Raw genomic sequence first — 25,938 nt, forward strand, 5'->3', positions numbered from 1 at the left:
GGCTGAACTGCGGGCCGCTGCGCCCGAATCGGCATCAACTGTCGCGGCCGGCGCGTAAGGCATCAATCGCCGCTCTTCGCTTTTCATTACAACCCATTCGTTTCATGCCTGCCCCTCCCCTTTCCGCCCGCATCCAGCTCGTGCAGGGCGACATTACGCGCCAGCCGGTTTCGGCCATCGTGAATGCCGCCAACTCCAGCCTGCTCGGCGGCGGCGGGGTCGATGGGGCCATTCACCGCGCCGGTGGGCCGGCCATTCTGGAGGCGTGCCGCGCCATTCGGGCCCGGCAGGGCGGCTGCAAAACCGGCGAGGCCGTCATCACTCCCGGCGGGCGGCTGCCGGCGGGGCACGTCATCCACACCGTGGGGCCGGTCTGGAACGGCGGTCACAAGGGCGAGCCCGCGCTACTGGCCAGTTGCTATCGCAACAGCCTGCACCTGGCCGAGGAAAACCAGCTGGCCAGCGTGGCCTTCCCTGGCATTAGCACGGGCATCTACGGCTACCCCAAGCCGGACGCCGCCGCCGTGGCCGTGCGCGAGGTGCGGCAGTGGCTGGCCGCGCACGCGTGGCCGCAAACGGTGGTGTTCGTAGTGTTTGATGAAGAAAACCGGCGGCTGTATGAGCAGGCGCTGGCGGTGTAGGCGGGCTATTTGGCCGCCGGACGGGTGCGGTACTCGTTGTAGCCCTGCACCAGTCGCACCATGTCGCGGTAGTGCAGCTGGCCGGCATTGAGGACCGATAGCAGCTCGGGGTCGTCGTGGAAATAGGCCGTCATCTGGGCCACAAAATCGCCCCGGTTTACTTTCACCAGGTCCTCACCGGCGCGGCGCAAAAACCACTGCCGGTCGGGATAGCCGCCCAGCCCAGTGGCCCCCACCACCATGCCCCCCGCTACGCCGGCCACCGGGACCATCGCAGCGGTTGTATGCACGATTTCGGTGTAGTTGAACAGTTCCACCGGGCCATTTACCAGGCGCGTGGCGATGAGGCGCTTGCGCTTACCCTTCAGCACCATGTGCTCCTGGTAGAGCCCGTTGACTTTGATGGACTGCACCTTGTCGATATCAATGCTGAACGGCTCGCGGCCAAACCGGTCAAGGTCCTCTTCGTGCCGATGAAAGGGCAGGTATTTGTTGAAACCCATCGGGTTCACCGGAATCCACACGAAATGCGTCTTGCCATCGGGGCCCGTAATCTCGGCCTTGCCAAAGCCGCGAATGGTGTGGTCGAGGTAATTGGTGCCCACGGCGGCGGCCAGCGAATCGTCGGCCACTACCGGCGCGGCCGAAGCCGTGGGCGCGGCAGGAGTTGGCAGAGCTTGCTGGGCGCGGGCGCGGCCGGTAGCCGCCAGCCCCAGCGCAACTGCCAGAACTAAATATGCTCTCATTGGTAACAGGAAAGGGTTTTTACCAAAGTTAAGCACCTGCACACGTTTGCTCAGGCCTGCGGCGGCGGCATGAATGGGCTGGGCACCTCCGTTTGCCGGGCGTTCAGCACAGTTTTATCCGTCTGGTACTTCTCGTAGATGCGCGGGTCAATCTGCTTGCGGTCGATGAAAAACAGGCCGGCGTTGAAGCCCCGGCGGCGCACCCACTCGTTTTCCACGAAGGCCACCAGGCGCTCCACGAAGTGCGAGCCGGGCACCGGCTGGCCGTAGCTGGCCGCAAAATACTGCTCGGCCGCCAGCGGCGCGCGCAGAAAGCCGGACCGGCCCCGGCGCAGGGCATCCACATCGCGCACCCAGCTGCCGTTGATGATGTTCATGGCCGCGTAGGGCGCGGGGTTGCCCCACATCACCTTTTTGCCCGGCCCGTTCACGTTGGCAAACCATGGGAAGTTGGCCATGATGAAGCCCGAAAAGTAGGCGTACTCCACGGGGTCGTATTTGCGCTCGCGGAATACGAGCGTGACTTCGCGCCGCTCGCGCCGCACCACCCGCACAAACTCGCGCCGGAAGCGGGCATCGGCAAAGAAGTGCTTGGCCTCCTCAAAATCGTTAAACAGCAGCCACATGCCGTTGAAATGCACCGAGCCGTGCAGGTAGTTGACCACGTGGGGCATGCGGCGCTCGGGGCCGTGCGGAATCTCCGGCACCGGCGTCGACTTCTTCACCATGTCGGCCAGGAAGCCGCCTACTTTGGCCAGCATGGTTTCGTCGGGCTCGTAGCCCGCGCCGGGCGTGGGCGTGGTGCGGAATACCACGTTCCGGGCCCACACGGGCTGGCCGGTAGCGGGGTCGAGGCCGGTAGCCCAGGCGTGCTCCCGCTCCACCAGGCCCGAAGGCAGCTTCTGCACATGCCACAGCCGCAGCACATGGAAAGCCCCGAAAGTGTTGTGGATAATGTCTCCCCGAATGATGTTGACCAGCCCGCGCACGTTGTAGAGGCCGGCGCGGACCCCTCGGCGGCGGCGGGCGGCGGGCAGCACGGCGGGCGCGGGGTAGCTGGCCTTCAGGGCCGGGCCGATGGGCGAAGTTTCGGGGGAGATGGGCATTTAGTCAGGCTGAATAGTGAATCATTGATAACGAGTGGCAAGTGTTTTTTCGCATAAACAACCAGCCGGATTTCACGCTCTTTCTACTCGCTGCTTCATTCGCACTACTCATTTAAAGATGGTCGGAAATACTATGGCCCCAGGTTCAGTCGTTTGGGGCGGCGGCCCGTAACTTGGCCGTAACATCGCCCCCTCTTTCTGGCCCAAACCCGCCGCCATGAGCACGCAGCTGAGTAATTTCCGCTATTTCTTCCTGGCGCGCATCTACGACGCGGCCCTGCTCTGGTTCTACCAGCCGCTGGTGCGCCGGCTGGTGGAAGCCGTGAATGCCGAAGCCGGCGACCAGGTACTGGAAGTAGGCGTGGGTACCGGTATCTCGCTGCCCTACTACGCCCCGCGCAAGCACGTCACGGCCATCGACTGCTCGCTGTCCATGCTGAAGCTGGCCCGCAAAAAAGCCGCCGACCACCCCGCTGTGCAGGTGGATTTGCAGCACGCCGCTGGCGAGGATTTCCAGCACGAAGCCGGCCGGTTCGAGCACGTCGTGTTCTGCAATTCGCTGTCGGTAGTGGAAAACCCGGGTGCGTTGCTCAACGCGTATTATGCGTCGCTGCGGCCCGGCGGGCACATTTACCTGCTCAACCACTTCACGCCTGAGCGCGGCCCGTTGCGGCAACTCGACCGCCTGCTGACCCCGGCGGGCAAGCTCCTGGGGTTCAAATCGTTCTTTCCCCTAAGCCCCTTGCTGGCCCCCGATGCCACCGTGCAAATCCGCCACGGGCGGGCCGGCTACTGGCGCATCGTGCATATTCAAAAACCCCTCTCGCCCCCATGCTAACCACGCGCCGAATGCTGCTCTACTGCCTGCTGCCGCTGCTCATCAGCTTCACCATCTACGCCGGGTTCCGCTCTCCGGACACCATCGTGAACCAGGTGCTGCTGGCGTTCTGGCCCGCCAAGCCGCCCATGCTGCACCTGCCGCAGGCCGAGTGGTTCGTGTACAACCTGCCCGGCGCGCTCTGGCTGTTTGCCTTCCTCTGGATTGGCACGCTCTCGGCCAGCCGCCGGCTCACGCTGCTGCCGCTGGCCCTGGCGCTGGGCATTGAGGCCGTGCAGCTGCTGCACTTCACCGATGGCACCTTTGACCCGCTCGACGTGCTATTCTACCTGCTGGCCCTGGGCGCGTTTGCTGCCCTCGGCGGCCTGGCCCGGCAAGCGCCCGCTATCACCGCCGAACCCACCACCGAGCCCCTCATGCGGCATCTCTCCAAGCGCTACAAGCTGGCCATGGCCGTGTTTGTGGCCATGGTACTACTTTCCGATGTATGGGTAAAATGAGCCCGACGCCCCTCCTCTCCGTCATTATTCCCACCCTGAATGAGGCGCACAGCATTGCCGCCACGCTGGCCCACCTCCACGCGACCGTGGGCGCGGGCGTGGCCTACGAAGTGCTGGTGAGCGACGGCGGCAGCACCGATGCCACCCTGGCACTGGCTGCCGCCCACGGTGCCCGCGCCCTGCCCGCGCCCAAACCGGGCCGGGCCGCGCAGCTCAATTTTGGGGCCAGCCAGGCCCACGGCACCACCCTCTACTTCCTGCACGCCGATACGCTGCCGCCGGCCGGTTTCGGGCAGCTCATCCGGCGCTACCAGGCGCGGAGCTACCGCAGCGGCTGCTTCCGCCTGCGCTTCGACCTTCGCCACCCGGTGCTGCTCTTCAGCGGCTGGTGCTCGCGCTTCAATGCGCCCGCCTTCCAGTTCGGCGACCAAAGCCTGTTCGTCGAAAAAGCCCTTTTTGACCAACTGGGCGGTTTCAACGAGCAAATGTTGCTGATGGAAGACGTGGACCTGCCCATCCGCATCAAGCACCAAGCCCGCTTCGTGGTAATGCCGCAAAGCGTGGTCACCTCGGCCCGCAAATACGTGACGCACGGCGTGCTGCGCACCGAACTCACCCACCTGGCCGTGCAGACGCTGTTTCTGGCCGGTACGCCGCAGCCCACGCTGCTGCGGGTATACCGCCGGCTGCTCCAGCGCCGCCGGCCGCGCCGGGTGCGCGGAGTCGTCTAAGCAAAAAGCACGTCATACCCTGGCTAACTACGCCGGCTCGCCCACGCCTTCCACGCGCTCGGCCACTTGCTTCATCAGCCACAGCGGGGTGCTGGTGGCTCCGCAGATGCCTACCGTATGCGCGCCGGCCAGCCATTCCTCGGCTATTTCGGTTTCGTTTTCGATGAAGTAGCTGCGCGGGTTGATGGCATTCACTACCGAGAACAGGGCCTTGCCGTTGGAGCTTTTGCGGCCGCTCACGAAGAGCACCACGTCGTATTCGGTGGCAAACTTGGCCAGGGCGGGCTCACGGTTGCTTACCTGCCGGCAAATGCTGTCGTTGGCATCGAAGCTGTCCAGCGTGCCGCCAGCGGCCTGGATGCGGGCTTCCATCAACGCCTTCATCTTATAGAAGCCGGCCGTGCTTTTGGTGGTCTGGCTGAAGAGCGTGACGGGACGGGCGAAATCAATCTGGTCGAGGTCGGCCTCATTCATCACGATGATGGCGCGGTTGCCGGTCTGGCCCGTGAGGCCGGCCACTTCGGCGTGGCCGGGCTGGCCGTATATCACAATCTGGCCGTCCTGCCGCTGGCTCAGGTCGAAGGCGTGCTTCACGCGGTTTTGCAGCTTGAGCACGACCGGGCAGCTGGCATCAATCAGCTCCAGATTGTTTTGCAGGGCCAATTGATAGGTTTCGGGCGGCTCGCCGTGGGCCCGGATGAGGACTTTGGTATCGTGCAGCTGGGCCAGCTGCTCCCGGTCGATGATGCGCAGCCCTTGCTGGTGCAGGCGCTCCACCTCCATGCGGTTATGCACGATATCGCCGAGGCAATAGAGCGTTTTCCCGTTCGCCAGCTCATCTTCGGCCATCTGAATGGCGAATTCAACGCCAAAGCAATAGCCGGAATTTTTATCAATCGTGACCTTCATGCTGTGCCTTTAACATCACTGCGGCGGCGAGGAGTTCGCCGGGCGCAAAGGTACGGCAGTTGAACTGGGGATGATTGGCCGATAGCTCAGCATGACCGTTCTTTTCTGCTACTCCCAGCCCGCCGTGAACAGCGCCGACGACACCCTATCCAACACAAAATCGACCTGCTCGGTGATGGTGATGTGCGTGGTATCGAGCAGCACGGCATCGGCGGCGCGGCGCAGGGGGCTCTCGGCGCGGGTCGAGTCGAGATAATCGCGCTTGCGCAGGTTCTCGATGATGTCTTCCAGCGGCACTTGCTCGCCTTTCTCGGCCAGCTCGTCCTGGCGGCGGCGGGCGCGCAGCTCCACGTCGGCGGTCATGAAGATTTTCACTTCCGCGTCGGGGAAAACGGTGGTGCCGATATCGCGGCCATCCATCACCACGCCGCGCTTGCGGCCCATTTGCTGCTGCTGGGCTACCATGGCGTGCCGCACCATCGGGATGACGGATACTTCGCTCACGGAGTTGGAAATCCGCATCTGGCGAATGTCGTCTTCGCGGTTTGCGCCGTTCAGAAACAGCTCGTTGCGGCCCGTGCGGCGGTGGCGGCGGAAGCTGATGCTGATTTCGCGCAGTACCTGCTCGATGCGGGCTAGGTCGTCGAAGCCAATGCCGTGCTCCAGCAGGTGCAGCGTAACGCCGCGGTACATGGCCCCGGTATCAACGTAGGCGTAATGGAGCAGGCTGGCCACGGCTTTGGCCGTGGTGCTTTTACCACAAGAAGAGTAGCCGTCAATGGCGATAACGAGTTGTTTCATAACGACGCGGGCGGCCATTGGCCCCGCAAGATTACGAAATCCAAGCCTTACGAGCGGCGGGCGGGGTCTTCAGGCGCTGCGGAACGGAGGCAAAGAAGGCCGCCACCGAGGCGCTTTCTCCCTCATTCAGTTGTGCATCGACTAAATAAAAAGGATTAAAAAAAAATCGTCCGCCCAAGCCCACTCCGGTCGTGCGGTCCTTACCAGTACCCCATTCGCCCCGGTACACCTCCACCAGGCATTGCCCCAGGAAGCAGCCCAGCGCCATCACCACGCCCGGCCGCTCAGCCGGCCCCAGAATGCCCCGCTGCGCCCGAATAAAATTATCCAGATGGGCCACGCCTTCGGCATCAAAGGCATTCAGATTGAGCTGCTGTCGCACTTGCTCGGCGGCGGCATTAATCGAATCGAGCGGGGTTGGCGTGGGTTCAGACATAAGGCAAAGTAAACCAGAAACGACCGTTTGGGTTATTTGCGGGCCTGTAGCAGAGCTTCGCGGCGGTGCGTGGCGTAGGTGGCCAGCAGCTGCTGCGCCTCGAAGCGCGAATCCAATTCGCCGGCCCGCAGTCGGGCACAAATTATGGGGTCATCGGCCAGCAGGTGCAGCATGTATTGGCGGTAGCGGCTTGTTTTGGCGGGCAATTCCTGCACCTGGCCCTCATGTCGCAGTAGCACGGTCTGGTTGGCCCGGGGAAACACAAATAAATCCAGCAGCGCCCCGAAAAAGGAATTACTATAGGCATCAGCCGGACTTGCCGGGCTGGCCGGCAAGGCTCCCGCCGAAGATACCGCCGGCCCATTGGGTGCCACCGGCGCATTGAGCGCGCGCAGGGTTTCGGGCGTAGGGGCTTGAAAAAGCAGCACCTCGTAGCCCGCATCGTGGTACAGGCGCTGGGCGTAGCCGGCGGGCGCGAGCTGGTGGTGCTTGCGCCGCACGAAGGCCGGCACCGTCACGAACGTATCGCCCCGCACCACGTAGGCGGGCACCTCGCTGGGCAGGAAGAGGGCGTATTCGGGAAGGTTTTCGGGGCGCAGGCGTACGCGGTCGGGCATATCCGGGCCATATATCTAGGCCGGGTGCCAGCTGCCGTCGGGCAGGCGGTAGGTGCCGGGGTGGCCGCCGGTGGCGTAGCGCGGCGCAGGCGTGAGGGGGTAGTCGTGCGGCTGGCTGGTGGAGGGGGTGCTGATGGCCACCGGGTAGCGCCGGGGTACCTGCGCCTGGGCCGTGGCGGCCGTCAGCAGCAACAGGGCCGTGGCGCGGAGCAGAAAGGTTTTCATGCGAATAAGAGCCAGCAAAGCCGCCAATGGTTGCTTAGTGTCCGCACGGGCACGGCACCGACTTGCCGCCGCTGTGGTGCTTGTACCAGGAGGTTTTTTTCTGTTGGGCGGTGCGGCGGGCACAGCCACCCTCGGCCAGCAGCAGCGGCAGCACGAGTAGCCAAAAGACAAAGTTCTTTTTCACCGGAAGCGGTTTTTTATCAAATATAAGGTTCTTTGCCGACGCAAAACCGGCAGTGGGTCGGTTTGCTTCCCGCTCCAGCCCCATCCCATGACTGTTGATTTCTCGCTCACGGCCAACGTCGTTGACATCTTCGCCCGTTCCATTCAGCCCGCCGTTATTCAGATTGAAGGCGGCCGCATTGCCGCCATCGCCCCTATTGCCGAAGCCGAAGCCGACCCTACCCTGCCCTACGTGCTGCCCGGTTTTGTCGATGCCCACGTCCACGTCGAAAGCTCATTGCTGGTGCCCACCGAGTTTGCCCGCCTAGCCGTGACGCACGGCACCGTAGCCACCGTGAGCGACCCGCACGAAATCGGCAACGTGCTGGGCGTAGCCGGCGTGGAATTTATGCTCGAAAACGCGGCGCATTCGCCATTTAAGTTCTGCTTCGGCGCGCCGAGCTGCGTGCCGGCCACGCCGTTTGAGACGGCCGGGGCCGAAATAACGGTAGCCGACATCAAAAAGCTGTTCGAAAACCCCAAAATCGGTTACCTGGCCGAGATGATGAACTGGCCCGGCGTGCTGCACCGCGATACCGACGTGATGGCCAAAATTGCCCTGGCCCACGCCGCCGGCCGCCCCGTAGACGGCCACGCCCCCGGCCTGCGCGGCGATGATGCCGCTCACTACGCCAGCGCCGGCATCAGCACCGACCACGAGTGCTTCACCGCCGCCGAGGCGCTCGACAAGCTGGCCGTGGGCATGAAAATCCTCATCCGCGAGGGGTCGGCGGCCCGCAACTTCGATGCCCTCATCGAGCTCATGCCCGAGCATTACCACCACCTCATGTTCTGCTCCGACGACAAGCACCCCGATACGCTGGTGCTGGGCCACATCAACCAGTTGGTGCAGCGCGCCGTGGCCCTCGGCAACGACGTGTTCAATGTGCTGCGCGTGGCCTGCATCAACCCCGTGAAGCACTACCACTTGCCCGTGGGCCTGCTGGGCGAAGGTGACCCGGCCGACTTCATCGTGGTAAAAGACCTGCGCGATTTCGAGGTGCTGCAAAACTACCTCAACGGCCAGCTGGTGGCCGAAAACGGCCAGTCGCTGCTGCCCGCCGCGCCCATTGCCGTGGTCAATAACTTTCACGCCCAGCCCGTGACGGCCGCCGATTTCCAGCTGCCCACCACCAAAGAGTCGGCCACGCTGCGCGTCATCGAGTGCTTCGATGGCCAGCTTATCACGGCCCGTGTGGACCTGCCGGCCACCATCGAAAACGGCTTCGTGGTGCCCGATGTGGCCAATGACGTACTCAAGCTGGCCGTTATCAACCGCTACCAGCCGCACGTAGCGCCGGCCGTGGCCTTCATTCAGGGATTTGGGCTGAAGCATGGCGCGCTGGCCAGCAGCGTGGGCCACGACTCGCACAACATCACCGCCGTGGGCTGCGACGACGAAAGCCTGGCCCGCGCCGTAAACCTGGTGATTGCAGCCAAAGGCGGCCTGGCGGCCGTGAGCGCCGACGGCCAGGAAATCCTGATACCGCTACCCGTGGCCGGCCTCATGTCGGACCAGAGCGGCCCGGCCGTGGCCGAAGCTTACGCCGCCGTGGATGCGCTGTCCAAGCACATGGGCTCGCCACTGGGCGCGCCGTTCATGACGCTTTCCTTCATGGCGCTGCTCGTGATTCCAAACCTCAAACTGAGCGACAAAGGCTTGTTCGATGGCCAGCAATTCACGTTTGTGGATGCCGTAGAATAAATGCGTCGCAATTTTTAGCGCGGTTTCTGCGTAGGGTGCGGGACTTGCCCCCGCACCCTACCCTGTTCGTCATGAAACTGCTGCCTTATTTGTTTTTCCCGCGTTTCGTCGGTTGCCTGCTGTTGCTGGCGGCGCTATTGCCTCAAACTGCCGCCGCCCAAAAATACCGCACGGCCGCCGGCATCCGCAGCGACGGCACCAACTACGGCTTCACCATTCAGCAGGTTTTTCTACCCAAATCCACCATTGAAGGCCTGGGCATGTTTGCGCCCCGTGAGCGAAGCTTCACCGTGCTGGCCGAGCGCCACTTCGGCATCCTCGGTCCCAGCCTGAACTACTATTTCGGCGCGGGCGGCCACTACGGCAACAACCGCGACACCGGCGACTTCTGGGGCTTCGACGGAATGGTGGGCGTCGAATACAAAATTGCCTTTATTCCCTTCGTCGTTTCCTTCGATTTCAAGCCCACCATCGAACACGGCTCAGCCGACTGGAATAGGTTTCCTACGGCAGTTTCAGTGCGTTATATTTTCCTCAAAAAGAAGAAAACCGGGATTTTTCGAGCGTTGGATGGATTGTAATGAAAAAGCCCCGGCACTGCGTAATGCCGGGGCTTTTTCGTTTTAAGGATTTGTCACATCAGAAAGCTCAACGCTGAGAATAGGACGGATTAGCTGCGCTGAACTTCGTTTGCTTCGCTGCGCTCGCAATGACAAATGGGGCAGTTTACTGAAAGCGCTTTTCCAGCAGCTTGCGCATCTTCTCCTCGGTGAGGGGCTTGGTGAGGTATTCTACGTTGGGATACTGGGCCACGCGGGCGGTATCGGCCCCGTGCATAGACGTGGTGAGCACGGCCATCACGGTCTGGTCCTGCACGGGTTGGGGCAGGGCATTGTAGAGCTCCAGGAACTCGAAGCCGGATACGCCCGGCATTTTCAGGTCCACGAACACGAGGTCGGGCGCGGGCACGCTGCTCTCGGCGGTGTTGTCGCCCCAGAGCTGCTCGAAGGCTTCGTCGGCACGCGAAAACGTGCTGACGTGGTCGGCCAACGCCAACCGGCCCAACAAGCGGTTGTTGAGAAAGCTCGTGGTTTCGTTGTCGTCAACGAGTACAATGTGATTCAAATTAGTAGACATATTGTAGTGTTAATAAACAAGCTTTTACGAAGATACCTACTTGGGCGCGCCCCGGCAATGGCCCGGCTTACTTACAGCCAGCCCTGGGCGCGCATCCAGTCGTCGTTGTAGATTTTGCCGAGGTAGCGGGTGCCGTGGTCGGGCAGAATGATGACCATCGTGTCGCCCTCTTTCAGGTGCTCGCGGGCGTACTCCAGGGCCCCAAAAACGGCCGAGCCGCAGCTCCAGCCCACAAACAGGCCTTCTTCCTTGGCCAGGCGGCGCGTCATCACGGCGGCGTCCTCGTCGGTCACTTTAATGAACAAATCGATAACATCGAAGTCCACGTTCTTGGGCAGAATATCTTCGCCGATGCCCTCGGTTTTGTATGGATAGATTTCGTTTTCATCGAAGATGCCCGTTTCCTTGTATTTCTTGAATACTGAGCCATAGGTATCGAGGCCGATGGTGACGATGGCCGGGTTCTGCTCCTTCAGGTACTTGCTGACGCCGGAAATGGTGCCGCCCGTGCCCACGCCGGCCGCCCAGTGCGTGATGTTGCCCTCGGTCTGCTCCCAGATTTCGGGGCCGGTGGTGTCGTAGTGCGCGGCGGCGTTCGAGAGGTTGTCATACTGATTGGGGTAGAAGGAATTGGGCGTTTCCTCGCTCAGGCGCTTGGCCACCGAGTAGTAGCTGCGCGGGTCCTCGGGAGCCACGTCGACGGGGCACACGACCACCTGCGCTCCCACGGCGCGGAGAATGTCCTGCTTTTCCTTGCTCTGCTTGTCGCTCATCACGAAGATGGTCTGGTAGCCTTTGGCGATGGCGGCCAGGGCCAGGCCCATGCCGGTGTTGCCGCTGGTGCCCTCAATGATGGTGCCGCCGGGCTGGATGAGGCCGGCCTTTTCGGCATCCTCCAGCATGCGGATGGCCATGCGGTCCTTCACCGAGTTGCCGGGGTTAAAATACTCGACTTTGGCCAGCACGGTGCCTTTTATCCCGTCAGTTACTTTGTTGAGCTTGACGAGGGGCGTGTGGCCGACGGCCTCAATGACGTGGTTGAAATACATCGAAAAATGATGGGTGGGGAGATGGGATGTGAGGGGACAAAGGTACGGATTTCGGCGGCGGGGCGGGGTTGGCCAGTTTTGGGGAAACAATAAAGAATGGCGTGCTGAGTGCGTGCGGTATGCCGTTCTGACCATGCTTCGCATGACGTTCAACCAATTGCCTAACTTCCACCTTGCCCTAGCCCCAAAATCCCCTACTTTTGCACCACCGTTGCCCGTCCGGGCTTCCCTCCCCCACTCCATCAATATCCCAAAAACACCTCCGAATGAGCGTTCTGGTCAATAAAGATTCCAAGGTTATCGTACAGGGCTTCACCGGCTCCGAGGGCTCGTTCCACGCCCAGCAGATGATGGACTACGGCACCAACGTGGTGGGCGGCGTGACGCCCGGCAAAGGCGGCTCCGAGCACCTGGGCCGTCCCGTGTTCAACACCGTGGCCGAGGCCGTGACCCAGGCCGGTGCCGACACCAGCATCATTTTCGTGCCCCCGGCTTTCGCCGCCGATGCCATCATGGAAGCCGCCGATGCCGGCATCAAGGTGATTATAACCATCACCGAAGGCATCCCGACCAAGGACATGATTGCCGTGAAGCAGTACCTCTCGGAGCGCCCCTCGGTAACGATGATTGGGCCGAACTGCCCTGGCGTGATGACCGCCGGCGAGTGCAAAGTGGGCATCATGCCCGGCTTCATCTTCACCAAAGGCAAAATCGGTATTGTAAGCAAGTCGGGCACGCTGACCTACGAAGCGGTTGACCAGCTCACCAAAGCCGGCCTGGGCCAGACCACGGCCATCGGCATCGGCGGCGACCCCATCATCGGCACCACCACCAAGGAAGCGGTGGAAATGCTGATGAACGACCCCGAAACCGAAGGCATCGTGATGATTGGCGAAATCGGCGGCGGCATGGAAGCCGAAGCGGCCCGTTGGATTAAGGAAACCGGCAACAAGAAGCCCGTGGTGGGCTTCATCGCCGGCCAGACGGCCCCTCCCGGCCGCCGCATGGGCCACGCCGGGGCCATCGTAGGCGGTGCCGATGATACGGCCGCTGCTAAAATGGCCATCATGCGCGAGTGCGGCATCCACGTCGTGGATTCGCCCGCCGAGATTGGCGATACCATGTTGCGCGTGCTGAGCGGCAAGTAAGATTATCTGCTTTTTATTCGGAATGGGTCGCTGCCACTTGCTGGCAGCGACCCATTTTATTTGGGCGTACTGCGGTGTTCGGAGCGGGTGACAGTTCGACTTTGGGATGGCCGTTATTTTAGTGTGAAGTCTTATGGGACAGACGCTTTTTTGCGGGTCGGCTTATATCTTTGGGGCCTCTCCACATTCGTTCATCTGCCTGATTGACTTATGGCGTTTCGTCTATTCCACCGCACTGGTCTGCTGTTGCTGGCGGCAATTGTCTTCAGTTTTAGCGCTTGCAAAAAAGAGACTGAGGTTCAGATAAAAGAGGTTGATAAAGTATATAGCTGGCAGGAAGACCGGCACTTTCGGGGCTTTAGCAAAGTCATCCTGGGTATCGGACAGGATGCCTCTTCCCTCTTTCTGCATACCCCCGGCGTATTGAGCCAGCTTTCACCAGGGGTGCGTTCGCGGCCCTATTTCGAAAACCTGAACGGGCGAATGCCTTCAGATGTCGAAATAAGGGTTCCCTTGGCTGCTACCGTGGTTGCCTTTCCAATTGCGGACACGCTGGTTACCGTGGCACCTTATGCCGATGCAGTTGACCCGGAGTATAGCGCCAATATTCGACTACACAAGCTTGACCCGCAGGCAATCACCTACAATGTTGCCGTGGGATATTCGCCCAGAAGCGAATCCCAATTTGCGGCTATCAACAAAAATAATTACCTGTTGCTCAGCTACCGCCGCCCGGGAGCGGCAGCTGGGACGACCGTACTGCGCCTGGTGCTGACCCGCATTACGCTCACGCCCGGGGCATTCCAACGTGTGCAGCTGCAGTCGCAAGTAATAGATTTCCCAACGTCCGCTTTGTCCGGCTCCGGCTACCCCTACATCTCGCAAATCACCGCCATTGACGATTATTTTTTGGTTGGCAAGACCGGCGGCGGCCTCTTCAAGGTCACGGAAAATGGGGCTATTCGGCTGGTTGACCCTGAAAATTCAGTTAAGGCTGTTTATAAGTGGCAGGGCAAAGTATATGCGCAGTCCTTCGGCAGTAGGCTGTTGGTATCGGCCGATGCGGGCGAAACCTGGACTACTTATAACAACACCCCATCCTTCTTATCCAACAGCAGATTCCAGGTGTTGGGCGATAGCCTGATAGGCTACATTGATGCGGGCAATCAACTTTATTCGCTGCGCTGGAATGGTGGCACCGGGCGAATCCGCGAGCTCAAAAATGACGGAATGGGCGAAGCCGCCATCAACGATATCAAGCAGTTGGGCGATACGGTGTACGTGGGCACCACCAGCGGACTGTTTAAACGGCCGGCGAAGGGCTTCTTTGAGAGCAAGCCCCAGTAACGCCGCGCCTACTCGTCCAGCGTGGTGTTCTTGTCGATGTTGATAACAATTCCGACCTGAAACACCGAATTGGCGGCTTTCAGGTACTTATTGTTGCGAAAGCCGAAAATCTGACCGCTGATTAATTGCAGCTGCACGGGGCCGGCAATCTGGGTGCGGGTGAAGGTGATGGGCTCGAAAAAGACGTTGCTTTCGCCGGGGGCGGCCAGGCCGTCGATTTTGAAGTTGTTGAGCTGCATATAGCTCAGGCGCAGGGCCGCGCCGTAGGTGAGCGGGAAGTCGCGGTTGAAGAGGTGCAGGCTGTTCTGCTTCTTCTTGGCGTAATTCACCTGGGCAAAGACCTTGGACAGGCTGCCGTCGAGGGTGCGGGAGGTGATTTGGGCCTCGTTGCGCTCGATGCGCTGGGTGGCCCCGCCGCCGCCGCCCACGTACACTTCCAGCACGCGCTTGTCGGGCAGGCGGGTGAAGTAGCCGAGGCTGGCTTCGGCGAAGTCGATGTTTTCGGTTTTATCGGATTTCTTGCGGTGCAGGGACGAGAAGGTACCGGCCACGGCCAGGTGGTTGGTGAGGCCGTAAGCCCCTTGCAGGGCATAGTTGGTGTGCTGGTTGGTGCTCACGGTGCCGTAGAACTCGCCCTGATGCGTGAGCATGGGCGCGTGCGGCGGCGGCGGAAAATACAGGGAGGCGCAGCCCGTGAGGCCCGAGGAAACCAATAGTATAGTCAGGCGCAGCAAATGCTTCATACGGCGGGGTTGGGCGGGGCAAAGAATGGGGCAGGCAACGCCTGATACGGCAATTTCGTGTTTCTGCCCGACATTCAACCGCATTTCCCGGATTCGGCTCAGTCGTGCGGGTTAGCCGGGCCGTATGTAAGGGCAACCATTCCCCTTATGTTCCTGCCGTATGCCCGCCGATTCGTTTGATGCCATCATTATTGGGGCCGGCCAGGCCGGTACTCCCCTCTCCTACGCGCTGGCCGCTGCCGGCCGCCGCGTGGCCTTCATCGAGAGCGACTTCTTGGGCGGCTCCTGCATCAACTATGGCTGCGCGCCTACCAAGGCACTGCTGGCCTCGGCCCAACGGGCGCACCACGTCCGCACGGCCGGCACGCTGGGGATTGAAGCCCCGGAGCCGGTGGTGAACTTCGGGGCCGTGATTGAGCGGATGCATACGCTGCGCCAAAACTCGCGCGACAGCCTGCACCGCAAGATTACGGAAGACCGCGACGGCATCACGCTCATTCGCGGGCGGGCACAGTTCACGGCCCCGCACACGCTGCAAGTGGCCCTGGTGGGCGGCGGCGAGCAGCAGCTTACGGCCCCGCTCATCTTCATCAATACCGGCACCTGCGCCGCCGTGCCCGACATTGAGGGGCTGGCCGACAGCGGCTACCTCACCAGCGATTCGCTGCTGCTGAACCTGACGGAGCAGCCGGAGCACCTGCTCATTCTGGGCGGCAGCTACATCGGGGTCGAGTTCAGCCAGATGTTTCGGCGGCTGGGCACCCGCGTCACGGTCATCGACAGCAAGCCGCGTCTGATGTCCCGCGAAGACCTCGACGTGAGCCATCCGCTGGAAGAATGCCTCATCGAAGCCGGCGTGGAGCTGGTGCTCAGCGCCGAAACCCGCCGCGTATCCCGCGCCGCCGACGGCACCATCACCCTCACGGTGACGACCAAGGAAGGCGAGCGCCGCCTGCGCGGCAGCCACCTGCTGGTGGCCGTGGGCCGCACCCCCAACACCAAAAACCTTGGCCTGGAGCACACCGGCATCACTCTTGACAAAAAAGGCTACATCAAAGTAAACGAGCACCTGCTCACCGGCACCCGCGGCGTGTACGCGCTGGGCGACGTGAAGGGCGGCCCGCAGTTCACCCACATCAGCTACGACGACTACCGCATTGTGCGCGATGCGCTACTGCACGGCAGCAAGCGTACTACGGAGCATCGGCCCATGCCTTACGTGGTGTTTACGGAGCCGCAGCTGGGCCGCATCGGCCTGTCGAAGAACCAGGCGAAAGAAAAGGGCATTGCCTACCGCGTGAGCCGGCTACCGGCCCGCACCATCGGCCGGGCCGTGCAGACGGGCGAAACCGAGGGTTTCGTGGAAGTGCTGGTGGGCGACGATGACCGGCTGCTGGGCGCGGCCGTGTTCTGCGAACAAGGCGGCGAAATCATGACCATGTTCCAGCTGGCGATGGCGGGCGGGCTGCGCTACCAGGACTTACAGGACATGATTCTGGCCCACCCCACTTGGGCCGAGGTGCTGAACAACGCGTTTCAGCGGTTGAAACCGGGGGAATAGCAGCTGTGGCCATGACCGACCAGCCTCCTTACACATTCTCCCAGAAGCTGAGAAGCTTCGGACTGGCGTTTTGCATTGGGGTGTTTTTTTTGGTCGCTATGGCTACACTGGATTGGGCCTGGCAAGAATACTTTGTGGACCACGAACGGGACCTCAAGCTGGCCCTGGCCGATGCCAGAGTTACGAACATTACGCGTAGCCGGCAGCAATACATGTATTATCTGGACGATAACGAGCTGGAGAGCTACGATTTCAATGGGTTCGTGCATACGAACCCGGCTCTCCGCCAAGACATGAGCGACACCCTCGGATACGACCCCTCGGACCTGGGCCACTACTTGCGCCGCAACGACCGCCTCACCAAGGCCGCCAATTCTCCGCTGGTCACGGTGCATCGGGGCTCTATCGTGACGCACTGGATACTGTATTCCGCCACGCCCGAGAGCAAGGTCCCGCCACCGAAAAAATACGTCGTCATGGATGGTGATACCATCCTGGTACACGAGCTGTCCGAACTGTTCCAGACAGCCAGCAGCCTGCTCCCGGCAGCCCAGCCGGCCCGAAACGAGCGGTAGCCATTGACGCGGCGTAGCCGCTACCGCCGCTGGCTACAGCTTGGCGAGCTTTTCGAGGTCCATGCCGTCGGCTATTTCTTTGAGCAGGGCCATGTCTTTCTGCTTGCCGCCCTTGAGAGTGAGCATAAAGCGGTTGCCCACGGCCAAGCTCATTTCGGCGCGGCCGTCCTTTTTATAGAAGGTATCCATGCCTTTCACGCCGTCGGCTTTCACGGCGCTGGGGCCCATGATGTGCTCGTCGTCTTCCTGCTCGAGGCCCAGGCTCATCATGGCCGCCGCGCCCTGGTAGATGGCGTAGGCCCCGTTGTAGTCGATGAGGGACACTTCAATCTCCTCATCGGGGCCCTTGGTGAAGGTGCGCTCGGCGGTGGAGAAGGCGATGCCGCTCATTTTCTGCGACTGGCCTTTGAGCTCGCCGGGGGTGTAGCCGCTCACGGCGGTGGGCAGGTACTGCTGGAGCTCCTTGTAGGGCAGGGAGAGGGTGTCGCCGCGCTTCACCCGCTCGGCGCGCTCGTCCTGGGCCTTGTCCATTTTGGCGCTGATATCCTTGCCGGCTTCGCTAATCTTTTCGAGGTTGGAATACGACTCCTTGGCCTTCTGGGCCTGCTCGCAGCCGGTGGTGAAAAGCAGGGCAGCGGCCAGGAGGAGGAAGTTCTTTTTCATAGGAGGCAATTGCAGAAGATTGATGATGGCTCAAAAGTAATCGCCCAACTTTACTCAGCATTACATCCATATTAGGACATTTTCTCTCCCAGACTGCCGCTACATGTCAGCGACAGCGGCAAAAGCCTCTACAAAAGCCTCTACAAAAGCCTCTACAAAACCAAGCTCAAGGATTATACCCTGCGCAACGTGCGCCAGCAGGTGCGCAAGGAACAAACCGGTGATGCTGCCGAAACCAAAGGCCCGAAAGAGGCTTAGGTTTCGGGGAGTTATTTGGCAATAGAAAAGGGCACCCGCTTGGCGTGGGTGCCCTTTTTCTATTATTTAGAACTGTACTTATGCTGGTGCATTTGAGAAAAATTCTCCGGCACGGCGGGTGTGCTGCTCGTAGTAGTAAATCAGCGCGGTCAATACCTCAAACTCATCCCGCACATCCTGAATGGGCGAATCGTAGGCATTCGCCGCAATCAACTCATCAAGCCGCAGGTGGGCCTGCGCCAGCTCAGCATCGGTGCGGATGGGCGAAACGGTGGTAATGGTTTGGAGGGCTAGCATAACGGAAGATACTTAAACAACTGCGAAGTTTAACATGCTTATATTTCCCACTTCATCCTTAAATGACAGTAAAATGTACCCCGTTTTATACCCAAACAATACACACGGTGATGCTTCTCAGATTTCAGAATACATTCTAAATGTTTGCAAAGAGCATCGCAAAGAGAATAGAGCTCTTGTATTTGCCTTCATAATTTCTGATATGGCAAATCCTCATGTCAATAAAATGCTGCGTGACCCGGATTATATTCAAGCATTACATGAGATTTCAGGCAAATACATAACCATATTTTTTCTCACTGATTCCTACGTTGACCAAACATTAAATTCCGCTAAGAAGTCTAATTCAATGTGGCTTGAATTAGGTGTTGAACCCGTAAATACTCTTCCTAGCATCAGACCGAAAGAGTTAGCATCCATACTAATTGAGCAGGAATTGACTTCTTCTCCCTCGATTTTATTCTTCCAAGTAGAAGACAATATTGTGACTGATTACTTCACAACTGCATTAAGAGAAAATAAAATTGAAGACGGTTTTCTAGAAGTAAAGAACATCATTACAACGGCTGTTGAAAGCTTGGATAAAGTCAAGGAAGAAAACAGAACCAATTCAAAAGAGCTATTTACCTTACTCAAAACAGGGATTGGTTCATCTGAATTTTGGAAGGGAGCGAAACGCACATACGACAGATTCATTAAGTTTAGGGACTTCATATTTTTCTGGCGCTAACAGTTGCTAAAACGCAAAACCCCCGCGCCAGCCTTGCAGCCGACGCGGGGGTTTCTGTTGGTGCTTAGGCAGCAGCCAAGCTACTACATATTCTTGATAATCTCCTGGCCGAATTCACTCGTTTTGAGGAGGGTAGCGCCTTCCATCTGGCGTTCGAAATCGTAGGTCACGCGCTTGCTGGCGATGGCGGCTTCGAGGCCTTTGTTGATGAGGGCGGCGGCTTCTTTCCAGCCCATATACTCCAGCATCATCACGCCGGAGAGGATAACCGAACCGGGGTTCACCTTGTCCTGGTTGGCGTATTTGGGGGCCGTGCCGTGGGTGGCTTCGAAGATGGCGTGGCCGGTGCTGTAGTTGATGTTGGCACCCGGCGCGATGCCGATGCCGCCCACGATGGCCGCCAGCGCATCGGAGATGTAGTCGCCGTTCAGGTTCAGGGTGGCGACCACCGAGTACTCCGAGGGGCGCAGCAGAATCTGCTGCAGGAAGGCATCGGCGATGCTGTCCTTGATAATGAGCTTGCCTTGGTCCACGGCCTGCTTTTGCAGCGCGTCGGCTACCTGCACGCCCTGCTTGGCCACGATTTTATCGTACTGCGCCCAAGTGAACACCTTGCTGCCAAACTCCTTTTCGGCCAACTCGTAGCCCCAAGTTTTGAACGCGCCTTCGGTGAACTTCATGATGTTGCCCTTATGCACGATGGTCACCGACGGCTTTTTGTGCTCCAGCGCGTACTTGATGGCGGCGCGCACGAGGCGCTCGGTGCCTTCCTTGCTCACGGGCTTGATGCCGAACGAGGACGACTCGGGGAAGCGGATTTTCTTCACACCCATCTCGTCCTGCAGGAATTCGAGCATTTTTTGGGCCTGGGGAGTGCCGTTCATGTACTCGATGCCGGCGTAGATGTCCTCCGTGTTCTCGCGGAAGATGACCATATCCGTCAACTCCGGGTGCTTCACGGGCGAGGGCACGCCGTCGTAGTAGCGCACGGGGCGCACGCAGGCGTACAGGTCCAGTTCCTGGCGCAGGGCCACGTTGAGGGAGCGGATGCCGCCGCCTACGGGCGTGGTCAGCGGGCCTTTGATGCCCACGAGATATTCGCGGAAGGCATCGAGGGTTTCGGTGGGCAGCCAGTTGGTGGTGGCTTTGTAGGCTTTCTCACCGGCCAGCACTTCCTTCCACATCAGCTGCTTTTTGCCGCCATAGGCTTTCTCCACTGCGGCGTCGAACACCAGTTTGGAGGCGCGCCAGATATCCGGCCCGATACCGTCGCCCTCAATGAAGGGAATAGTGGGTTTGTCCGGAACGGTCAGCTTGCCGTTTTTAATGGTGATTTTTTGCTCTGCCATGTGGGGTATTCGTTTATGTAAATCGGTCATCCTGAGCGCCGCGAAGGACCTTATCGCGTCAGGGTCGTGGGGAATAATTCAACTAAGCGCAGGCGGGGTAAGGTGCTTCGCCGCGCTCAGCCGGACAATGGTGGGCTAGTACCCGAAAATCTCTTTCAGCGTGAGCTGCTGCACCTGGCCGTACTTGGCCAGCTCCTTGAAATTGAGCCGGTCCTTCGAGCCGATGACCAGAATAACCTGGTTCTGGCCGTGAATTTTGGCTAGCTGAAACTTCTTCAATTCATCGAAAGTCATTTTCTGCGTGCTGGCGTACACGTCGCGGCGCAGGTCGTAGTCGAGGCCGAGGCGCTTGGCGCGCTCGTAGCTCATCAGGATGTTGCCCTTGGTGATGCGCTCGGTGCTGATGCTGTTGCGGATGGCGTTTTTGGCGATTTCCAGGTTGGCTTCGGCCACGGGCATGTCGGTGAGGAGGGCTTCCATGCCGGCCATGGCCTCGGGCAGCTTGTCGCTCTGCGTGCCGATGTAGCTCAGGTTGTAGTTGGAGCGGCCTAGCTTATCGGCGTTGGTGTACCCGGAATACGCGGAATAGGCCAAAGCCTTACTCTCGCGCAAATCCTGAAACACAATGCTGCCCATGCCGCCGCCGAAATACTCGTTGTAAAGCGCCACCGTTGGGGCCAGTTCTTTGCTATACAGGTCGCCCTTGGTCAGGAACAGGATTTCGGCCTGCACCATGTTGTAGTCCACCCAATAGACCTTTTTGTCCTTCATGGGCTGCTCGGCGAAATCTTTGGCAGCGGGCGCAGGCGTGAGCTTGGCGGGGGTACGGTGCAACTCGGCCAATACACTGACGATATTTTTCTGAGAACCGACTCCACCCGTGGCATCCGTGGCCTTGAAAGCATCGGTGCCCCCATGCTGCACGGGAGCCTTATCGGAACTACGCGGCCCGTAATACAGCACCCGATGCTGGTACGTCTCCAGCTTCTGAATGAGGCTCGTCAGCTGCTCCGGTTTCAATGCCTTCAGCTCTTTCTCGCTCAGGTTATTTGTAAAAGGGTTTTTGGGGCCGTATTTCACGTAGCTCACCATTGCCGCATTCAGGATAACGCGCTTTTCAAGCTTGGCATCCTGGCGCTGCTTGAGCACACCGGCCACCATGTTTTTCAGGGCATCAGCATCGGGCTTGGGCGCGTTCATCAGCTGTTCGAACAGCTTCAGCGCCGGCTCCAGGTTGGCATCGAGGCCGTTCAAAGTCACGAAAATGCGGTCGGGGCCGCTGCTTACGTTAAAGGAGCAGCCCAGCTTGTAGAATTCCTGTTGCAGCTGCGCGGCGGTGTACTTACCGGTGCCGAGGTATTGCAGATAATCGGAAGCGAGGCCCCAACGCGGGTCGTTGTTCTTGCCCAGGTCGAAAACGTAGGACAGGTTGAACAGGACATTTTCGTCGTTGTGGGTATAGTACAGCGGCAGGCCGGGCTTGATTTCCATTTCCTGAATGTCCTTTTTATAATCGACAAACACCGGCTGTAACTCCGTGCTCGCCAGGGCCGTGAGCTGCTTGTAGAAAGCCGAAGACACGTCGCGGTTGGCCGGCACGGGCGTGATAGCAGGCTTCACCACCTTCACCTTGTTGGGGTCGGTGCCCGTGCGCTTGAACACGGTCACGAAGTTCGGGCCGTAGTTGTTGTTGGCGAATTTCACGATTTCGGCCTTCGTCAGCACACCGAAATCATCCTGCTGCTGCAGGTAGTCCTTCCAGTCGATGCGCTCGATGAAGGCCTCATACATGGCGCTGGCGCGGGCCTCGTTGCTTTCGTAGCTCTTGGTGCGCGTCAGCTTCTCGTTGTTGATGATGGCCGGAATCAGCCAATCGGGGAAGTCGCCGGCTTTCACCTTGGCCAGTTCGCCTTGCAACAGGGCGCGCACGTCTTCCAGCTTCTGCCCCTGGCGCGGTGTGCCGTAGATGACGTGCGTGGAATAGTCGTCGTTGAGGTCCGTGAACGAGGCGGCTTCCAGCACCTTCTGTTGCTGGTTCAGGTCGAGGTCGATGAGGCCGGCCTGGCCGTTGGTCAGGATTTTATCCAGCATGCGCAGGCGCACGGCATCTTTCGAGGCCTTGCCCGGCAGGCGGTAGCCCAGCATCACGTTTTCCGACTGCGGCCCAACAATTTCCTTGGTAATCGGGGCCGTAATGGGTTGCTCCACCGGCGCATTGAATACCGGTACCGGCTTGCTCGGCATCGCGCCGAAATATTTATCAATCAGCCGGATGGTCTGGTCGAAATCCAGGTCGCCGCTCAGGCACAGCGCCACGTTATTCGGCACGTAGTACTGGCCGAAATATTTCTTAATCTCCGTGATGGACGGGTTTTGCAGGTGCTCAATCGTGCCGATGGTCGTCTGCGTGCCGTAGGGGTGCGTGGGGTAGAGCGAGGCATTCAGCGCCTCAAACTCCTTGTTAAAATCGGAGTCCAGCCCCCGGTTTTTCTCCTCGTACACGGCCTCCAGCTCCGTGTGGAACAGGCGCGGCACCATCTCGCGCAGTCGCTCGGCCTGAATGGCCGCCCACTTCTCCAGCTGGTTGCTCGGAATATCTTCCTGATAAACCGTTTCCTCACTGGTAGTATGCGCGTTGGAACCCTTCGCACCAATGGCACCCATTACCTTATCGTACTCATTCGGCACGGCGTATTTGGCCGCCACGCCCGAAATCGAATCAATCTGATGATAGGTGCGCTTGCGGGCGGCCGCATCGTTGCGCTGGCCCCGGTACACTTCGTACAGCGCCTCAATCTTGTCGAGCTCTACTTTTTCTTTGGCCCAGTCCTGCGTGCCCAATTGCGAGGTGCCCTTGAATACCATGTGCTCCAGGTAGTGCGCCAAGCCGGTAGCGGCGGCAGGGTCATTTTTGGAGCCCGCGCGCACGGCCAGGTAGGTCTGGATGCGCGGCGCATCTTTGTAGTCCGACAGGTAGACCGTCAGGCCGTTATCCAGCTTGTAGATGCGCACGCCCAGCGGGTCGCCGGGCACCGATTCGTAGCGGTATTCTTTGGGTGCTACCGGGGCCGAAACAGGCGCAGCCATAGCTGCGGCCGAGGCTGTAACAGCCGGCTTGCTCGATTGGCATTGCGTGGTGAGGCCCAGTACCGCCAGGGCGGGGAATAGCAGCAAAAAATTGTTTTTCACGAAGGGCGCAGACGGGGAGCTGGGGGATTCAAAAAACAAAGGTAGCTGGCTGATAGGGGAATAAAAAACAAAATTTCGCCTTATCTTGCAAGGTTGCCAGCCGCCCAAACCAGCGGTTTGGCTTCGGACAAATTCTTTCCCAATCGTTTGCAGAGAATTGCCGGCGCTGACATTCATTCACAATCCTGCTGGCAGTAACAAGGCAGTCCGGAAAATCCACCTGAAGCCCCAAAGCCGCGTGGCAGTATCAGCATTCGTTTGACGATTCTGATACTGCCACGCGGCTTTGGGGCTCAGCCACTTTTACTTAATAGTCGGCTTCCAGACCCAAACGTTGCTTGGCGTCGCGCAAGGCGGGGAATCTTTCGGCCAGGTATTCGAACTTGTCCGAAGTGGTATAGAGGCGCTTGGCCGTGGGGGCAGCCTCCGTCAATACGGGCTGCACGTTGAGGCGCGGGTGGCCGGTGCGACGGCGCAGGTCAGCCAGAAATTCCACCCGCATCTCGTTGAACTGGTCAATCTGGATGGGGTTATCGACGGCCAGCTCAATGTTGTGCTCGGCGTTGGCGGTGACGGGGCGGTTCAGCACCCAGTACTCGCTCATGCGGTCCTGCACGCGGCGCTCCTCGGCTATTTCCTTCCAAACGCGTTGTAGCAGCGCGGGTTCGATGGCTGTCAGCGGGCCGCTGGTCGACTGCGGCTCGGCCAAAGCCGCTGCATTAGCGGCGGCCGACTGGCTGGCGGCGGCGCTGCGACTGTTCAGGTCTTTCAGGCTGGGAATCTTGCTGGCCAGGCTGGGGATTTTGGAGAAGGCGGCGGCCGGCGACGGGCGCGGGGCGGGCTCGATGCCCTCGAAGCTGGGCACGCCGATTTCAACGTGCGGCAGCGTGTCGCGCATCTGGTGGCGCTCGGTGATGGCGGCGGCCGGGTCGGCCTCGATGCTGGGCGTGTCGTGCAACTCCTCCACGCCGTTCTCGACGGGCAGCGGCTCGGGGCCATCGGCCGGGGCCGGGCCGGTGGCGACGGGCGCACCGGCGGGCATGGGCAGCGGAGCGGGCGCGGCAGCCGGGGGCGGCGTAGAATGGTAGGGAGCGGCCGGCGACTCAGTGGCATAAGCAGCTGGAGCAGCGTAGGAAGCGACCGAAACCGGAGCATTTGCTGCTGCTGGGATAGTGCCCGTTGGAGAGGCTGTCAGCGCAGGCTGGATATGGCCGTTGCTGGCCGGAGCGGCAACTGGAGCTTCGTCGCTGCTTAGGCCGCTAGTTTTTTTTTTAGCCTCGCCGTTGCTGGCAGGGCTTAGCTCGCGGACGAACTGCACGGCCCCGTTTAGATAAGCCAGCTTCATCAAGGCCAGTTCGACGTGGAGGCGCTGGTTTTTGGCCTGCTTGAACTCGCGGTCGCACTGGCTGATGAGGTTGAGGGCGGAGAGCAGGAAGGCCAGCGGCGCGGCCTGGGCCTGCTCCACGTATTGCTTTTTGATGCCATCCGAAACCTCCAGCAACTGCACGGTCACGGCATCTTTGCACACCAGCAGGCCGCGCAGGTGCTCGGCGGTGCCTACCACGAAGTTGTGCAGGTCGAAACCGTTCTGCATCACCTCATCGAGCAAAAGCAGGGCGGCCGAGAGGTTTTCGGTCAACAGGCCATCGATGAGGCGGAAATAGTAGTCGTAATCGAGGATGTGCAGGTTTTGCACCACCTCCTTGTAAGTAAGGTTGTTGCCGCCGAAGGTCACCATCTGGTCGAACATCGACAGGGCGTCGCGCAGGCCGCCGTCGGCTTTCTGGGCCAGCAGGTGCAGGGCGTCGTCTTCGGCGGTGATGCCTTCCTGAGTGGCCACGTAGCGCAGGTGCTGGCGCATGTCGTCCACCTTGATGCGGCTGAAATCGAAAATCTGGCAGCGCGACAGGATGGTGGGAATAATCTTGTGCCGCTCGGTGGTGGCGAGAATAAATATGGCGTAGCTCGGCGGCTCCTCCAGCGTCTTCAGGAAGGCGTTGAAGGCCGCGTTCGAGAGCATATGCACTTCGTCGATGATGTAGATTTTGTACTTGCCGGCCTGCGGAGCGTAGCGCACCTGCTCCACCAGCGAGCGGATGTCTTCGACCGAGTTGTTAGAGGCCGCATCCAGCTCATGCACGTTGAAGGAGGCATTTTCCTGGAAGGCCACGCAGGACGCGCACTGCCCGCAGGCTTCCGTTTCGGGGCTGAGGTTGGTGCAGTTGATGGTTTTGGCCAGGATGCGGGCGCAGGTGGTTTTGCCCACCCCGCGCGGGCCGCAAAACAGGAACGCCTGAGCCAGGTGGTGGCTCTGAATGGCGTTTTGCAGCGTGGTGGTGACGTGCTGCTGCCCCACTACGCTGCGAAACGTGACTGGGCGGTACTTGCGGGCCGAAACGACGAAATTATCCATAA

The 25,938-nt window shown here is 60.1% G+C and carries 26 protein-coding genes and 1 pseudogene; 11 read left to right on the plus strand and 16 right to left on the minus strand.

Annotation, left to right across the window (positions count from 1 at the left end; all coding sequences use genetic code 11):
- Positions 1 to 104 precede the first annotated feature (104 nt).
- Positions 105 to 641, plus strand: a complete 537-nt coding sequence (locus ACVWYF_RS14490; protein WP_457069192.1) for an O-acetyl-ADP-ribose deacetylase — start codon at positions 105 to 107, stop codon at positions 639 to 641.
- A gap of 5 nt (positions 642 to 646) precedes the next feature.
- Here the strand turns inward: ACVWYF_RS14490 and ACVWYF_RS14495 are convergent, their stop codons facing one another.
- Entirely contained in the window at positions 647 to 1,387 is a 741-nt protein-coding gene (locus tag ACVWYF_RS14495; protein ID WP_457069194.1) for a hypothetical protein, read from the minus strand.
- A gap of 50 nt (positions 1,388 to 1,437) precedes the next feature.
- Complete coding sequence (locus ACVWYF_RS14500) at positions 1,438 to 2,493, minus strand: hypothetical protein (RefSeq protein ID WP_457069196.1); 1,056 nt, start codon at positions 2,491 to 2,493, stop codon at positions 1,438 to 1,440.
- Positions 2,494 to 2,710: 217 nt separating this feature from the next.
- Between ACVWYF_RS14500 and ACVWYF_RS14505 the strand changes: the two genes are divergently transcribed.
- Genes ACVWYF_RS14505 through ACVWYF_RS14515 form a run of 3 tightly spaced genes read left to right on the plus strand, consistent with a single transcriptional unit; the run spans position 2,711 to position 4,562 of the window.
- Entirely contained in the window at positions 2,711 to 3,331 is a 621-nt protein-coding gene (locus ACVWYF_RS14505) for a class I SAM-dependent methyltransferase (RefSeq protein ID WP_457069198.1), read from the plus strand.
- On the plus strand, positions 3,325 to 3,831 hold the full coding sequence (locus ACVWYF_RS14510; protein WP_457069200.1) for a hypothetical protein: 507 nt from the start codon (positions 3,325 to 3,327) through the stop codon (positions 3,829 to 3,831). Before ACVWYF_RS14505 ends, ACVWYF_RS14510 begins: the two co-directional genes overlap by 7 nt.
- Complete coding sequence (locus ACVWYF_RS14515; protein WP_457069202.1) at positions 3,828 to 4,562, plus strand: TIGR04283 family arsenosugar biosynthesis glycosyltransferase; 735 nt, start codon at positions 3,828 to 3,830, stop codon at positions 4,560 to 4,562. The genes ACVWYF_RS14510 and ACVWYF_RS14515 overlap by 4 nt, the downstream gene beginning before the upstream one ends.
- A gap of 27 nt (positions 4,563 to 4,589) precedes the next feature.
- Here ACVWYF_RS14515 and ACVWYF_RS14520 read toward each other — a convergent pair whose 3' ends face one another.
- The 6 genes from ACVWYF_RS14520 to ACVWYF_RS14545 all read right to left on the minus strand — a co-directional run bounded on the left by ACVWYF_RS14520 (position 4,590) and on the right by ACVWYF_RS14545 (position 7,734).
- On the minus strand, positions 4,590 to 5,471 hold the full coding sequence (locus ACVWYF_RS14520; protein WP_457069204.1) for a 4-hydroxy-3-methylbut-2-enyl diphosphate reductase: 882 nt from the start codon (positions 5,469 to 5,471) through the stop codon (positions 4,590 to 4,592).
- 108 nt (positions 5,472 to 5,579) lie between these two features.
- The gene (cmk, locus tag ACVWYF_RS14525; protein WP_457069206.1) at positions 5,580 to 6,272 is read right to left on the minus strand and encodes a (d)CMP kinase; all 693 of its coding nucleotides are present in this window, start codon (positions 6,270 to 6,272) and stop codon (positions 5,580 to 5,582) included.
- A gap of 31 nt (positions 6,273 to 6,303) precedes the next feature.
- The gene (locus ACVWYF_RS14530; protein WP_457069208.1) at positions 6,304 to 6,708 is read right to left on the minus strand and encodes a hypothetical protein; all 405 of its coding nucleotides are present in this window, start codon (positions 6,706 to 6,708) and stop codon (positions 6,304 to 6,306) included.
- A 32-nt stretch (positions 6,709 to 6,740) separates the two neighbouring features.
- Positions 6,741 to 7,325 (minus strand): hypothetical protein, encoded by a 585-nt coding sequence (locus ACVWYF_RS14535; RefSeq protein WP_457069210.1) that lies wholly within the window; start codon positions 7,323 to 7,325, stop codon positions 6,741 to 6,743.
- Positions 7,326 to 7,340: 15 nt separating this feature from the next.
- Positions 7,341 to 7,550 (minus strand): hypothetical protein, encoded by a 210-nt coding sequence (locus ACVWYF_RS14540; protein WP_457069212.1) that lies wholly within the window; start codon positions 7,548 to 7,550, stop codon positions 7,341 to 7,343.
- 34 nt (positions 7,551 to 7,584) lie between these two features.
- Complete coding sequence (locus tag ACVWYF_RS14545) at positions 7,585 to 7,734, minus strand: hypothetical protein (protein ID WP_457069214.1); 150 nt, start codon at positions 7,732 to 7,734, stop codon at positions 7,585 to 7,587.
- 87 nt (positions 7,735 to 7,821) lie between these two features.
- Here ACVWYF_RS14545 and ade point away from each other — a divergent pair, with 87 nt between their 5' ends.
- Together ade and ACVWYF_RS14555 are read left to right on the plus strand one after the other, a co-directional pair.
- Positions 7,822 to 9,477 (plus strand): adenine deaminase, encoded by a 1,656-nt coding sequence (gene ade, locus ACVWYF_RS14550; protein ID WP_457069216.1) that lies wholly within the window; start codon positions 7,822 to 7,824, stop codon positions 9,475 to 9,477.
- Between the two features lie 71 nt (positions 9,478 to 9,548).
- The gene (locus ACVWYF_RS14555; protein ID WP_457069218.1) at positions 9,549 to 10,058 is read left to right on the plus strand and encodes a hypothetical protein; all 510 of its coding nucleotides are present in this window, start codon (positions 9,549 to 9,551) and stop codon (positions 10,056 to 10,058) included.
- A 145-nt stretch (positions 10,059 to 10,203) separates the two neighbouring features.
- Here the strand turns inward: ACVWYF_RS14555 and ACVWYF_RS14560 are convergent, their stop codons facing one another.
- Positions 10,204 to 10,614, minus strand: a complete 411-nt coding sequence (locus ACVWYF_RS14560) for a response regulator (RefSeq protein WP_457069220.1) — start codon at positions 10,612 to 10,614, stop codon at positions 10,204 to 10,206.
- A gap of 74 nt (positions 10,615 to 10,688) precedes the next feature.
- Positions 10,689 to 11,663 (minus strand): annotated as a pseudogene (locus ACVWYF_RS14565) (PLP-dependent cysteine synthase family protein); the annotation flags it as partial.
- 266 nt (positions 11,664 to 11,929) lie between these two features.
- Between ACVWYF_RS14565 and sucD the strand changes: the two are divergent.
- Entirely contained in the window at positions 11,930 to 12,811 is an 882-nt protein-coding gene (gene sucD / locus ACVWYF_RS14570; protein WP_457069222.1) for a succinate--CoA ligase subunit alpha, read from the plus strand.
- 210 nt (positions 12,812 to 13,021) lie between these two features.
- A complete protein-coding gene (locus tag ACVWYF_RS14575; protein WP_457069224.1) occupies positions 13,022 to 14,158 on the plus strand; it encodes a hypothetical protein in 1,137 nt (378 codons plus the stop codon).
- Between the two features lie 8 nt (positions 14,159 to 14,166).
- Here ACVWYF_RS14575 and ACVWYF_RS14580 read toward each other — a convergent pair whose 3' ends face one another.
- A complete protein-coding gene (locus tag ACVWYF_RS14580) occupies positions 14,167 to 14,901 on the minus strand; it encodes a hypothetical protein (RefSeq protein WP_457069226.1) in 735 nt (244 codons plus the stop codon).
- A gap of 160 nt (positions 14,902 to 15,061) precedes the next feature.
- Between ACVWYF_RS14580 and ACVWYF_RS14585 the strand changes: the two genes are divergently transcribed.
- Together ACVWYF_RS14585 and ACVWYF_RS14590 are read left to right on the plus strand one after the other, a co-directional pair.
- Positions 15,062 to 16,462: a mercuric reductase gene (locus ACVWYF_RS14585; RefSeq protein ID WP_457069228.1), complete on the plus strand. Its 1,401-nt coding sequence runs from the start codon at positions 15,062 to 15,064 to the stop codon at positions 16,460 to 16,462.
- A 98-nt stretch (positions 16,463 to 16,560) separates the two neighbouring features.
- Complete coding sequence (locus tag ACVWYF_RS14590; RefSeq protein ID WP_457069230.1) at positions 16,561 to 17,037, plus strand: hypothetical protein; 477 nt, start codon at positions 16,561 to 16,563, stop codon at positions 17,035 to 17,037.
- 33 nt (positions 17,038 to 17,070) lie between these two features.
- Here the strand turns inward: ACVWYF_RS14590 and ACVWYF_RS14595 are convergent, their stop codons facing one another.
- Together ACVWYF_RS14595 and ACVWYF_RS14600 are read right to left on the minus strand one after the other, a co-directional pair.
- Complete coding sequence (locus tag ACVWYF_RS14595; protein WP_457069232.1) at positions 17,071 to 17,700, minus strand: hypothetical protein; 630 nt, start codon at positions 17,698 to 17,700, stop codon at positions 17,071 to 17,073.
- A gap of 336 nt (positions 17,701 to 18,036) precedes the next feature.
- Entirely contained in the window at positions 18,037 to 18,255 is a 219-nt protein-coding gene (locus tag ACVWYF_RS14600) for a hypothetical protein (protein WP_457069234.1), read from the minus strand.
- A gap of 34 nt (positions 18,256 to 18,289) precedes the next feature.
- Between ACVWYF_RS14600 and ACVWYF_RS14605 the strand changes: the two genes are divergently transcribed.
- Positions 18,290 to 18,985, plus strand: a complete 696-nt coding sequence (locus tag ACVWYF_RS14605; RefSeq protein ID WP_457069236.1) for a hypothetical protein — start codon at positions 18,290 to 18,292, stop codon at positions 18,983 to 18,985.
- Positions 18,986 to 19,068: 83 nt separating this feature from the next.
- Here ACVWYF_RS14605 and icd read toward each other — a convergent pair whose 3' ends face one another.
- The 3 genes from icd to ACVWYF_RS14620 form a co-directional block, all read right to left on the minus strand.
- The gene (icd, locus tag ACVWYF_RS14610; protein WP_457069238.1) at positions 19,069 to 20,334 is read right to left on the minus strand and encodes an NADP-dependent isocitrate dehydrogenase; all 1,266 of its coding nucleotides are present in this window, start codon (positions 20,332 to 20,334) and stop codon (positions 19,069 to 19,071) included.
- Positions 20,335 to 20,469: 135 nt separating this feature from the next.
- A complete protein-coding gene (locus ACVWYF_RS14615) occupies positions 20,470 to 23,523 on the minus strand; it encodes a M16 family metallopeptidase (protein ID WP_457069240.1) in 3,054 nt (1,017 codons plus the stop codon).
- A gap of 307 nt (positions 23,524 to 23,830) precedes the next feature.
- On the minus strand, positions 23,831 to 25,936 hold the full coding sequence (locus ACVWYF_RS14620; protein WP_457069242.1) for a DNA polymerase III subunit gamma/tau: 2,106 nt from the start codon (positions 25,934 to 25,936) through the stop codon (positions 23,831 to 23,833).
- Positions 25,937 to 25,938: the final 2 nt, after the last annotated feature.

The sequence above is a fragment of the Hymenobacter sp. UYAg731 genome, from assembly GCF_054061335.1.